At 67.6% G+C, this 11,747-nt stretch carries 11 protein-coding genes and 3 pseudogenes; 5 read left to right on the top strand and 9 right to left on the bottom strand.

Annotated features, from left to right (window positions below; all coding sequences use genetic code 11):
• Window positions 1–31: 31 nt before the first annotated feature.
• Together IEZ15_RS42285 and IEZ15_RS42280 are read right to left on the bottom strand one after the other, a co-directional pair.
• Window positions 32–466: a DUF6188 family protein gene (locus IEZ15_RS42285; protein ID WP_189282260.1), complete on the bottom strand. Its 435-nt coding sequence runs from the start codon at window positions 464–466 to the stop codon at window positions 32–34.
• Between the two features lie 171 nt (window positions 467–637).
• Window positions 638–1,225, bottom strand: a complete 588-nt coding sequence (locus tag IEZ15_RS42280; RefSeq protein WP_229846544.1) for a helix-turn-helix domain-containing protein — start codon at window positions 1,223–1,225, stop codon at window positions 638–640.
• A 316-nt stretch (window positions 1,226–1,541) separates the two neighbouring features.
• Here IEZ15_RS42280 and IEZ15_RS47570 point away from each other — a divergent pair.
• From IEZ15_RS47570 to IEZ15_RS42270, 3 genes and pseudogenes are all read left to right on the top strand, one after another.
• A pseudogene (locus IEZ15_RS47570) lies at window positions 1,542–1,688 on the top strand (DUF6225 family protein); the annotation flags it as partial.
• Window positions 1,689–1,871: 183 nt separating this feature from the next.
• Entirely contained in the window at window positions 1,872–2,651 is a 780-nt protein-coding gene (locus IEZ15_RS42275) for a hypothetical protein (protein WP_189282259.1), read from the top strand.
• Window positions 2,652–2,961: 310 nt separating this feature from the next.
• A complete protein-coding gene (locus IEZ15_RS42270) occupies window positions 2,962–3,984 on the top strand; it encodes a hypothetical protein (protein WP_189282258.1) in 1,023 nt (340 codons plus the stop codon).
• A gap of 50 nt (window positions 3,985–4,034) precedes the next feature.
• Here IEZ15_RS42270 and IEZ15_RS42265 read toward each other — a convergent pair whose 3' ends face one another.
• From IEZ15_RS42265 to IEZ15_RS42245, 5 genes are all read right to left on the bottom strand, one after another.
• Window positions 4,035–5,492, bottom strand: a complete 1,458-nt coding sequence (locus tag IEZ15_RS42265; protein ID WP_189282257.1) for a competence protein CoiA family protein — start codon at window positions 5,490–5,492, stop codon at window positions 4,035–4,037.
• A 420-nt stretch (window positions 5,493–5,912) separates the two neighbouring features.
• Complete coding sequence (locus tag IEZ15_RS42260; RefSeq protein WP_189282256.1) at window positions 5,913–6,374, bottom strand: hypothetical protein; 462 nt, start codon at window positions 6,372–6,374, stop codon at window positions 5,913–5,915.
• Window positions 6,375–6,476: 102 nt separating this feature from the next.
• Window positions 6,477–7,253: a hypothetical protein gene (locus IEZ15_RS42255; protein WP_189282255.1), complete on the bottom strand. Its 777-nt coding sequence runs from the start codon at window positions 7,251–7,253 to the stop codon at window positions 6,477–6,479.
• A 13-nt stretch (window positions 7,254–7,266) separates the two neighbouring features.
• Window positions 7,267–7,695 carry a hypothetical protein gene (locus tag IEZ15_RS42250; RefSeq protein ID WP_189282254.1) on the bottom strand — a complete coding sequence of 143 codons (429 nt, stop codon included), beginning with the start codon at window positions 7,693–7,695 and terminating at the stop codon, window positions 7,267–7,269.
• Entirely contained in the window at window positions 7,644–8,447 is an 804-nt protein-coding gene (locus tag IEZ15_RS42245) for a hypothetical protein (RefSeq protein WP_189282253.1), read from the bottom strand. Before IEZ15_RS42245 ends, IEZ15_RS42250 begins: the two co-directional genes overlap by 52 nt.
• A gap of 397 nt (window positions 8,448–8,844) precedes the next feature.
• Between IEZ15_RS42245 and IEZ15_RS42240 the strand changes: the two genes are divergently transcribed.
• Window positions 8,845–9,465, top strand: a complete 621-nt coding sequence (locus IEZ15_RS42240; RefSeq protein WP_189282252.1) for a hypothetical protein — start codon at window positions 8,845–8,847, stop codon at window positions 9,463–9,465.
• Window positions 9,466–9,509: 44 nt separating this feature from the next.
• Here the strand turns inward: IEZ15_RS42240 and IEZ15_RS42235 are convergent.
• Window positions 9,510–10,226: pseudogene (locus tag IEZ15_RS42235) on the bottom strand (IS6 family transposase).
• 277 nt (window positions 10,227–10,503) lie between these two features.
• On the opposite strand from IEZ15_RS42235, the pseudogene IEZ15_RS46100 reads away from it, so the two are divergent.
• Window positions 10,504–10,665, top strand: a pseudogene (locus IEZ15_RS46100) (IS6 family transposase); the annotation flags it as partial.
• Window positions 10,666–10,860: 195 nt separating this feature from the next.
• Here IEZ15_RS46100 and IEZ15_RS42230 read toward each other — a convergent pair.
• Complete coding sequence (locus tag IEZ15_RS42230; RefSeq protein WP_229846543.1) at window positions 10,861–11,268, bottom strand: contact-dependent growth inhibition system immunity protein; 408 nt, start codon at window positions 11,266–11,268, stop codon at window positions 10,861–10,863.
• Between the last annotated feature and the right edge of the window lie 479 nt (window positions 11,269–11,747).

Raw genomic sequence — 11,747 nt, 5'->3', positions numbered from 1 at the left:
ACTCCCGCCTCGGCCAGATCAGCCCGATCGCCTACGAACAACGATCAACTACGCTGGCCACCGCCGCATGACAACCGGTGTCCACGATCAAGGGGAAAGCCCCCCAACCCCGTGGTTCTGCGACCTGCCAGGCTTCGAACGTTGCGTCGGCCGAACACGTCAGATGCATGCCGCTGTCGAACACCATTCGCAGGACGCCGGACTTGAACACAACCGCGGACAGGACCGTCGCCCCGAACAGTGGAAGAGCCGCAGCCACGTCCTGGGACTCCGGTGTCAAAGGCAGGCCAGGACTGGCGTGGAGTGACCCTGTCGAGAGCTGAGCTGGTGCTTCCAGCACGACTTCCCACCCTGCGTCCAGGACGAGGGTCAGCCGAAAGTCGATGCTGATCCTGACGACACTCAAGCCTCGGAGGTTAAGGACCCATCGGTCTTCGTGCTCGACCGGTTCCACTTCGGTGCTCATCACCACACCATGGTCCACTCCGTCGCAGGCACCAAGGGGTTTCGCTCCTCCTCGGCATCGCCCTCTGCTGAGCCGTCGATGCCTCTGGACGTTCCGCAAAAGCCAGCTTCGCTGAGAACGCGAGGAGAGGCGTGCGCAACCATCCTGGCAAACCGGCAGCTCAGGCCAAGATCAACGGACAACTGCAGTGCGACGGGACAGTCGACGCGGCGACCATGGGCAAGTTTCGACTCGTCTCGTCTTGGGGCGCGGGCGCCGTGACTCTGCCCGTTTCTGAGCGGTGAACGGCCTGTAGTACGAGGGGTGCGTCGGCCTGACGTTGGGGTTGCAGTTGCGTCGGATCTCACGGCCGACAGTCGACGGGCTGCGGCCCAGTGCGGCCGCGATCGACCGGATGGACTTCTTTTCCCGCCGCAGGTCAGCTATGCGGATGCGCTCCTCCTCGGACAGGTACCGGCTCGAAACGGGGAGCGCGGGGGCTTTCAGCTCGCCCCTGCGCGGGTTGAGGGGGAACGTGCGTGGAGCACCGACAACTGGTTGCACCGCAGCGCGGATCGCCTTGTTGCCGCCCCTGACCGTCACACGCTCGGCGCGGCCGTTCAGCCACTCTTGGCCTGTCCTGCGGTTGATCCCGACGACGCGGCTGGCTTCCCTGATGCTCACACCTTCGTGTACCAGGTCGAGAAACCGCTGCTTCACCTCGGGGGACGCCCTCCTACCGTTAGGGCGTCCCCCGGCAGTGCTGATCTTGCTTGTCATCGCCCACCCGGACGTCAGGTGTTGCGACGATTATTAGAACCCAAGCCCCCCGTCGGCGGGGCCACCATCTCCGAGGCGGAAAGAGATCCCGACCGGCACGGAACAAGGCTGACGGCCGCAGAGAAGTCCGGCGCAAGACCCGCTCCCGCGAGATTCCTGGGCCACGGCATTCCTCTGACCGGTACGGTGTTCGTCGGCTGGGTTCGGTTTGCCACCCGGTGATCGGTTCTTCACCCCAGCCCCCTGTACCCCGGATCAGCGCTCTGGCCCGGGGTACGGCCGTGTCACCGCCAGCGCCGTCCTGCACCCTGTGCCCATGGCCGACACCTTTGACCACGCCCCACGGGCATGGAACGCCGCGCAGCTCCGCGAAGCGATCAAAGACCTGCCCGATGACGCTCCCATCCGCATCGGTGTCGCCGACGACCCCGGCACCTTACGTGCTCGTAGACGCCGAACACGTCGAGACCTGGTGGCCCCCTCCCGGGAACCGGGCCAGGGCGATGCCGTGGTGATCAAATCGTTGCCGCACCGCGTACAACCGCGTACGGGCCTCTCCTGTCCCACAGTCAGCCGCGAGGATGAACCTCCGGCCGGTGCGCCTATGCGTTCGGTCCAGGCTGCAGGGGAAAGGGTGAGCTCGAAGATGGGGAAGACGATGTGGAGAGCGGTGGTGGCCGGTGGAGCGGCGGTCATGTTCACAGGGGTGGCGGCGGTGCCGTCCGGGGCGGCGGAGGGCGGGGTCTCCTTCAGCCGGGTCTCGGTGAACGGCGGGAAGCCGATCGTGATCGGGGTCAAGGAGGAGGTCGAGGTGCATGCGGTCTTCCGGATGACGACCAAGCTCAGATACGACTTCGGGCCGACGGTGTTCCCCTACCGGGGGAAGCCCGACACTGGGGACACCCTGCACAGCTCCGTCATCACCAGCGACTGCAAGGTCGTGGACAGGGCGAAAGGAATCTGCGACTTCGAGGAATGGCTGTACATCGACCCGCAGAACCATGACTTCGGGAACGAGGACGCCGGCACCTGGCGAACTGCTGCTCGGGTCTTTCTCGCCGGCGACGCCCACGACACTGACGACAAGGACCTCCCGTTGCAGGTCAAGCGGGCCACACGCGTCACTGTCAACGCCTCGCCGGAGCCGGTCGCGAAGGGGAAGACGATCACCGTGACCGGGCGGGTCACACGCGCGAACTGGGACACCCACACGTACCAGGGGTACGCGGGCCGAACGGTCAGCCTGCAGTTCAAGGCGGCGGGCGCCTCCTCGTATATGACGGTCAAGAAAGCGACGTCGAGTAAAACGGGGGCGCTCAAGACCACGGTGAAGGCCACCGGGTCGGGGACATGGCGGTGGACGTTCTACGGGAACTCCACCTCCGGGGCGAAGTCGTCGACCGGGGATCACGTCGCCGTGCGGTAGGCGACGTGCGCGGACCGCCTCCCCTCGCAGAAGCGTCATCATCCGGACTGGCCGGACCGGGGACTTCAGTACCTCGTCGACATGTGGCCGACCCCGCAGGAGTCGGAACTCCTTGCACTCAAGCAAGGTCCGATCCCCTGGGCTGGCTGACCTAACGCCGCTCTGAAGTCCGCTCCCTGCGAGCGATGTGCGCAGCGCAGAACTCTGAGCGCGCTACTTGGCCAGCCTGGCCGAGTAGCGCGCTCAGTCACACGATTTCCAGGCCCATGGCGGCCGTGAGCAGGCAGAGACCGTTCGGGGCAAGGCGCTCGTGGACCAGCACCCCGACCTGTGGACAGGGCGCCGTGCCGCCTACCTGCGCGGCATCCTGGTCACCTACCAGGTGCTGCCCGAGCGGGACGAACTCGCGGCCCGTATCGAGCGCCACCTCACCCGGACCGTGAAGCGCCACCCCGAGCACGCCCTGCTCCTCTCCCCTTACGTCCGCTGGTCGCTCCTGCCCCGCGCCCGCCGCGCGCACCCGCGACCCGCGGGTCAGAGGCACCGCATCCGCTGGGCCTACACCCGGATCAACACCGCCGCGACCTTCCTCACGGCCATGCGGGAGCAGGGGCTCGCCCTCGCCGATGTCACCCAGCCCAATGTCGACGCCTGGCTCGCCGACAGCCCGAGCACCCGCTACGAGGTCCGCGACTTCGTGGTCTGGGCCGCGCGTCGCGGTCACAGCCGCCCGCTCCTCGTCCGGCACCGCCCCAAGGCCGACCCCGTTGGCATGGACGAGGACTCCCACTGGGAGCTCCTTCACCAGTGCCTGACCGACACCACGATTCCCCTGGACGTCCGGGCCGCCGGCGCGGTGCTGCTGCTGTTCGGACAGCACCTCGCCCGCATCACGGCCCTGCCCCTTAATGCCCTGACCGAGGTCGACGGCCACCCGGTGCTCGTCCTTGCCGAAACCCCCATCCGTCTGCCCGAACCCGCCGCACGTCTCCTGGCCGAACTAGCCGCTGCCCCGCCACCGTCCGGCTGGGCGGCAAACTCACCGCGCCGCTGGCTCTTCCCGGGCAACGGCCCCGGACGACACGTCTCTGGCGCCGTCCTCGCCCGGCGCCTGGCCGCCCACCACATCCCCATCCGACCGGCCCGCACTACCGCACTGGTCCAACTCGCCGAGGACCTTCCGCCAGCCGTCCTCGCCCCACTGCTCGGACTCCACGTCATCACCGCCGAGCAGTGGCGGCGCCGCGCGGCAGCCGACTGGACCGCCTACCTCCAGGCCCGTATGTCCACCCGGAACTGCGGTGCGCCGGTGTGGCTCTGGGCGCGGCGGTAATCATTTACAACCTAGTGTGCTTGGGTGCTGCTCGAAAGCGCATTGCACCTTCAGGCAGTGCCCTGGGCCGTGCCTTCGGTCACGGAGGAAGGGCGACGGCCCTTGCACGGTGGACACAGCGGATTGCCGCCGTTGCCATACCGAATGGTGGGCTCATAGCAGGAGGCGCAGCGCCCAACTTGCTCGGGCTGGCAACCCATCTGCGCGGCGAGGATTCGGCGGTCCTGCCGTGGGGCCGGTGTCGGCTGTACTGGTCCGGGTGGCGCTGCCGAGAGCGATTGCGTTTGCCCGGCGGGCGCAGATGTCGGCTGTGGTGGCTTGTTTGGCCGTGTGAAGGGGGCGGGTGACGCTGGTGCAGGAGCGGTGGGGTTGCGTTGCTGAGGGACCGTTGGCGGCGGTGCGGCGCGGTGCTGGGCCGCGACGTGGGACAGGAACGTCGAGGGCCGGCTTTCGGGCGGGGCGGGTGGTGCGGTCTGGTCTCGGACGGTGATGCCGGCGTGCACGCTGCCGCCGGTGTCGCGGGGGGTACTGCCACGCCTCGTCTTCGCGTTCTCCGTCTCGGTGTAGGTGCAGTTGCGGTTCAGTGCCAGGCGTTCGGGCGTGGCGGGTTCGTCGTCGTCGACAGCGCCGGGCTCAGGTTCGGCCGGATTTTCGCCGGTGGCGTCGAGGAAGGTTTTGCGGTCCTGGGCGGTCACCCACATGTGGGCGGCCCGACCACGGCGGCCCGGCTGGGCAGGGAGATAGAGAGGTACGTATGCGCCCCCGGCGGTGGCACCGATCAGCTGATCGAGGTGTATTCCAAGAGTGGGGGACCATGCACCGTGCCATTGGTTGCAACGGCCGTAGTTGCGGTCGGGGCAGGGCAGTGGATTGCTGCTGTCGCACCGCACCATCTCAAGTTTCTTGACGCCGCCGCGGACCAGGAGGGCATTGCCGCCGGAGATGGCCGCCTCGGGCAGGTGGTCGATGCGCGCCCAGGGGGTGCGGTCGATGAGGGGTGCTCCGCGGTCATCTGTCGTCCATAACGGGCTCAGGCCGTCGGCGCGGGCGATGTCGCTTCTTTTAGAAACGGAGGGGCCGGTCTCGTAGGACAACTGGATCTCGCAGCCGAGGCGCAGGCCGTTGTCACCGTGGACGAGGACGTCGGTGCGGCGCCGGCCGTCCGGTGCCCGGGACTCCAGTTCAGCGGAGAAGCCAGCAGTCTCAGCAGCGCGGGCAATGCGTTCCTTGAGGGCCTTGTGCCGCGGGCTCTCCGGCCGGGTGGGATGCCGAATACCGGTGGTGTAGTGGACGGCGATAGGCCTGCCCCGCCGCATTTGAAGGAACATCCACTGCGGGCAGCCCGGATCACGTTCCCGGCAATCGAGGCACTCCAGGTGCCCCTTCGGGGCCTTGCCGCCCTTGATGCCGTACAACCGACGCCACAACCTGGCATCAGCTGGGTCGTTGAGGTCCAACTCCGACAGGTTGATCTCGCCGAGTTCCTTGTGGAACACACCGTGAGCCATACAAATGACGCTACGCGTAGCCACTGACAAGCAACAGAGTGCAATGCCTTGGGAGGTACTTCCTGCACAACGTCCCACCGGGTCGGCTGGAGGCTCACCATCACCGACCCTGTTCGTGGTGCGCGGCAGCCGGGATGTTACCGACGGAGCCCATGACCGAGGCGCCAGTGCGAACCCGGGAGATCGCGTCGGCGGGTTACCGCCGTGCCCTCGAAGTGCATCAGGCCACCAGGAAGACCACCACTGTGGACCCGTCGATCCAGGCTGCCGTGGAGCGGCAGAGCCTGTGGCCGGCAGTCCCAGCTGGTTCGGCACGGACATGCGAGGGACCATCGGGTGCCCGTTGCCCATGGGTACAGTCACGCGAAGGGGGCCGGCACCACTGGCATTGGCTCCGGCCCCCTGCTGGCGGCGGACGGATCAGTCGATGTCCTCGCGCGGCGAGAGGAGCGCGAAGTACGTTGCGCGCTGCTCATCGGTCAGCTCACCGTCGAGGGCGAGGGCCTGCCAGAGCGTGCGGAGCGTCTCCTTGGGCGGGACGTTCCATCGGGTACGTGCCTCGCGCATGACCTCGCCGATGTACCAGTGGGCGGAGCTGGGGTGGTGGCGGATGTACCAGTCGAGCATCTTCGCCACCGGGGGTGTCAGGTAGAGGTGCCACCAGTCCTTCTCCTCCTCCTTCTCCTCGCCCGGCTCGGCGACGTCCCCGTCCAGCTCGACGGCCTCGGCGAAGTTGTTGGGCACCGCGCCCTCGACGGCCGGGCCCAGGATCTCGGTGGGCAGGATCCGGTCCAGGCTGACCGCGACGTTCCAGGCGAGCGCGTCGGACACCTCGTGTACGGACGTCTCGTTGCGTTGGCGCAGGATCCACCGTTTACGCACGTCCGATCGTCCCCATAGCGTGTGCTGGAAGTCAGCAGCGAACCGGTCGCGTACCTCGGCCGCGCCGAGGTGTACGCCGGCAGGCCGCTGGGTGCCGGCCGGTCAGTGGCTCCCGACACGCGGTCCGGGTGACAGCGGCCACGGCCGTGTCGGAGTGGCAGCCGGGGTGAACTGGAAGTAATTCGAGTGGGCCCAGGGACCGGACCTGGTTTCGCCGTGCAGCCGCTGGTGGATCCCGGTCAGTTCGATCTGCGCCGCGCCGGAGCAGTCGTAGGCGTGTGACAACAGGTCGAGGGTGAGCTCACCGGTGTGCAGATAGCCGTACTCGGCCGTCCACAGCCCGATCAGGAATCGCGTGATGTGCGGGCCGCGCGGCGCCGCGAGCGCCAGCGCCTCGAACAGCGCGCGGGCCGACTCGGGTTGACGGTGGAGCTGGTCCAGCGGCCACTCCACCACCGGGGTGGGTACGACCACGGGCTGGGACAAGCACAGCATCGGGTGGCCTTCGTCCTCCACGACGGCTGCCGAACCCGCGCCGAGCAGGTCGGCCGCCCCGGCGAGCAGGTCCGGGGCCTGCCCGCGGCGACCAGCCGTACGTCGCGGCACCGCCCTCTCCACCAGATAATTGAACCCGGCGACCAGCGGGCCCTGCCCCCGTGTGAACACCTCATCTGCTGCGGGAAGCACACCCACCACCTGGGAATGCCCCCTCAGGGTGGGGGAACGCACACCCCACTTGCTGAGCGTGTCCATCTGCCACAGGCCGCGGTCGCCCACCCTGCCCAGGCGCACCGCCCAGCGGTCGTCCCCGCCGAGCCGGTCGGGCAGCCGTGGCGGGGAGCCGGTGCCCCACCATGTCGCGATTCCCCAGTCACCCATCCTTGCGCCTCCGCTACTGGCCGACGGGCCGGCCCTCGGTGTCGATCCGCGTCCAGGGGCCGATGGAGTCGCTGCCCTCGGTGTTCAGGATCACCTCGGCGGTTCCGTCGCGGAACGGCCGCACACAGATGAACCGTTGGCCCATCGGTATGCGCCACCGCCCCTCCGCGTCGATCAGACCGTAAGAGTAGGGGCTGCCGGCCTGGACCCAGTTCAGCTCCAGATCGGCCGCGCTGTACGGGGACCGGTCGGAGAGGTCGTGTTCCAGCGAGTAGCCGAACAGCCGGTGCGGGTCGGCCGCATCGTCGGGGTCCGTGTCCTCCCCGCAACCGGGGTCGGCGATATGCCGTTCCAGCTCACTCTTCAGCGGGCGAGCTCGACCAGCGGGCCTCAGCGCCCCTCGGGAGCCGCGTCGGCGCGGAAGACGGGCAGGCCCTCGCACAGCCGCGCGAAGAGCAGGCCGGAGTCGAACATCTCCTCGTCCTCGTCCTCGTCGGCGTCCTCGTCGGCGGCGAAGACCTCGTCCACCAGGAACGCGCGCAGCTGCTCCTGCACGCCGTCCCCGTATCCCCCCTGGTAGTCGTCCACGTCGAAGTAGAGGTCCGCCTTCACGGTCGCGATCGTCTGGTGGTCGTCCTCGATGACCAGGCGGGCGCGGATGGTGCCAGCGTGAAGCGTGCTGTCGTTGTAGTCGCCGTAGACGACGTCGGCCTCGATGTCGCCCATGACCAGCATCTCGCCGCTGGTGAGGACCCCCCGAGCCTTCACCGCGCCGCCGATCGCCACCACCGAGTAGGGGGCGCAGTCCCCCATCACACCTTCGACCGTCACCGATCCGGTGACCACGAAGGGCGCGCCCACGCCCAGGTCTCCCTTGACCACCAGGTCGCCGTGGTGGAAGAACGGGGTGTCCACTTGCTGGTCGCCGATCAGGGTGCGGGTCGTTCCGGTGTCGCCGAGAGTCTTGGCGCACATCTCCGGGACGTACCCGAGCAGGTCGGGGTCGAGGGTGACACGCAGCTGGGCGACGAACTCCTGGTAGCTGTCGAGGTCACACTCCACGAGACCGGCGAGCCAGCCGCTGTCGTCGGCCTCCAACGTGGCGGCCCGTTCGGCCCGCATCACCTCGACGGTCCGCCGGATCGCGGCCATGTCGATGGGCAGCGGGGTGTCGCCGTTCTTGTTGTGTGCCATGACGTTCGCCTTGTCTGCGGTCAGGGAACGGGCCGGTGTGGCCCGTCCGTCGGGGGCACCCGCACCAGCGGGGGTGCGAGCGGCGAAGACGCGAACCGCAGGCTACCGGCCCATTGCGAGCCGAGGCCGTCCGGTTGGTTGCGGCGGCGGCAGGCAGGTGACCGGGAGCGCTCTCGGCGGCTCTAGAAAGAGCTTCACACGCGCCGTCCCGCGCGGGCATCCGTAGAAACCCTCAATGCGGTACTGAAGCCGGGCTGTGCAGGTCCACCGGCAATTAGCGTCATCGGCGTGACCGGGACGCCAGAACTCCCAGTACCTCTCCAGGGAAAGCACGCACGTGGCCATCAGGGACAGTGTGGACCGGCTGCAAGCGTGGTGTGCCGGTCAGGAGGGCGGCGTGCGGCTTGCGCTCGGGCCGCCGCTGGACGACCGCCGGATCGACGCACTGCCCTATGTGCTGGAGAAGGACTACCCGTGGTGGCTGACGGTGCCGTTCCGGCCGGCCGACTTCCCCATCCCCGCCGGATACCGGGAGTTCCTGCGGATCTGCTCGTTCGCCCGGATCGAGTACCAGGAGGAGGGCCGCGACTGGTCGGTCTACGAACCGGTCAACATCTTCTCGCCGCAGGAAGTGGCCCGTGGACAGTCCTTCACGGTCGGCGGAACGACGCTGGGCGACGACCGCGAGATCCATACGACGTTCCTGGTGGCGTTCGCCACGGCGGGCTACAACGTGGAGGCATCACGGTGGTGCTTCTGCACCGACGGTGATCTCCCCCGGCAGAGCGGGGAGTTGCCGATCCTGCGGGAGTCCAACGACTACGAGTGCGACCTCGCCAAGTATGTCGACACGGGGGAGTGGACAGAGAACGCCTTCACCACCCCGGCCGCACTCTCCTTCGCCGCCTGGCTGGACGCCCTGGTGTCGGAGGTCACCCGCCGTCCCTTCGACCCCGACCGCCGGGACGCAATCCCCAACAGCGGCTTTGTCAGGTTGAGCGAGTGCTCGAGGGTGTGAGCCGGTTCGACGCGTTTCGGCTTCGGTGGTGACAGCGGCTCAGGCTACGGCGGGCAGGCTGGCGACGTGCCGGTGATCTGGTCCCAGATCGCGAAGCGGATGATCATCTCGGCGCGGTAGTTCGGGGCGGTGAGGAGGTGACGGCGGGGTCGGAAGTGGGGTGAGATGCCGCTGAACGCGGCCAGGAACCGTTGTGCGGCACCCACCGATCGGAAGCCTTTCATCGCGCGCTCGCGTTGCCTCGTCGGCTGGTGGGAGTTCTCGGCCCGGTTGTTCAGGCCCTTGTGCGAGCGGTGTTCGGCCGACGGCATCTCGTGGCAGTGGGCGGCGCCGTAGGAGCGGAGCTTGTCGGTGACGATCACCCCGGGCACCAACCGGGTCTTCTTCATCAGCTTCCGGAAGAAACGCCTGGCCGCGGCCTCGTCCCGCCGGTTCTGCAGCAGGATGTCGAGCACGTTCCCGTGCTGGTCCACGGCCCGCCACAGCTACCGCTGCACGCCGTTGATTTTGACGAACACCTCGTCCAAGTGCCACTTGTCACCAGGCCCCGGACGGCGCCGACGTAGAGCAGCGGCATAAGCCGGGCCGAACCAGCGCGTCCACTGGTGGACTGTCTCGTGGCTGACCTCGATGCCGCGCTCGAGCATCAGCTCCTCGATGTCGCGCAGGCTCAGGTTGAAGCGGTGGTACAGCCACACGCAGTGGGAGATGACCTCCGAAAGGAAGCGGAAACCCCGGTACGACGGCGTCACCACGGACAGCCCCTCCAGCGATTCGACCAGACGGATGATCACGCCGCCTGAGAAGGCCACCAATCAACCTGACAACGCCCTCGCCGTTCAGTCGCGCAGAGTGCATTTTCCCCCTCCGGGCAATGACACGGCCGACACGATCTGGCATCACGCCATCCGATGGTGCTGTCACGTTGGCTGACCGGGTGGGATGATCTCCGGGGTGGTCATGGTGGAGGGGGACCGTCCGTGGACAGTGCGCCGTCGTACAGGGGGCACCGGTACCCGGTCGAGGTGATCTCCCACTGTGTGGCTGTACTTCCGCTTCCCGCTGTCGTTCCGCGAGGTGGAGGATCTGATGCTCGAGCGCGGTGTGATCGTCTCCTACGAGACGGTCCGCCGCTGGTGTATGAAGTTCGGCCAGGCCTACGCGAACGGACTGCGCCGCCGTCGGCCACCGAGCCGAGATGACCGTCCGCTTCGCGATCTGGGACCAGATCACCGGCGCTGCCGGCCGGCCCACCACGGCCTGACCACAAGCCCGAAGCGCAAGCCCACCACGCCCCGACGCGCCATCAGACACTCACGCACCCAACAACATGACAGCGCCCCACGGCGTCTTCGGTGGACAGCCCCGTAGTAGACGACAGGCACCTGCGACGCGTCAGGAATTCTGGACGGCGCCTACGAACCGCTCGACCTTGCTCCGCAGGTCTGGCGAGAGCTCGGAGAGGCCGCCGACGATGAAGGTCAGTTGCCTCGCAAGTTCCGGATAAGCGCTCCAGACAGCTGAGTTCCTGGTCAGGACCGCGCGCAGCAGGTCGCCCTCGTACATGTCGCCTTCGGCCAGCGGGTTGTCACGAAGCACCTCCACCGCGAGCGGAAGAAGCACCGGCAGCCCAATGTCCTGCCCGATCAGCAGGCGCAGGTCCTCAACGGTCAGAGTCCCGACCGGCCGACTCCGCAGGGCATGCGCCGTCGCAATGAGACGGGTGGCGTCAGGCGGGGGCGCCTGCCAGCGATCATGTTCAAGCTCCTCAAGGGACCGACTACGGTCGATAGATACAGTCACCAGACGATTCTCTCGTGAATGCGTGTGGTCGGGTGCCGGAGACCATTGCTGGTCTCCGGCTACCCGACCACAACGCGAGATCTCAAACACGGTCTCATACGGCAGTCGATCGATTCCGGGACCCTTCAAGCGGCTGCTATTCCGGAAAATGTGCACGGCCTGGGAAGCAACAAGACCACAGCAGTACTCGCCCCGCGCCCCGACTTGAACCGCCCCGCGTCAGGTGGAGGCTCTTCGTCCTGTAAGTGCCTGACTGTAATCCGGTGACTGCGCGGATGGAGAGCGCCATTCGCCGACGGTGAAGTCTGGGAGTGTCCAGGGGACTCCATCCCGCTGTACGGTCGGGCGGGTACCGCAGCCGTCGACACGGGAGTCGAAATGGGACCGGATCATGTTCCTGATTGGTTCTGGGAAGTCCTGGAAGCGACACGACCGCGCCTGTCTGCCCTTGAATTGTGGTTGGAGTCCCAGCCGCGGGA

Origin of the sequence: Streptomyces atratus (genome assembly GCF_014648655.1) — a bacterium.
Taxonomy (GTDB): domain Bacteria; phylum Actinomycetota; class Actinomycetes; order Streptomycetales; family Streptomycetaceae; genus Streptomyces; species Streptomyces atratus.
This window is presented reverse-complemented; position numbering and strand designations above follow the sequence as displayed.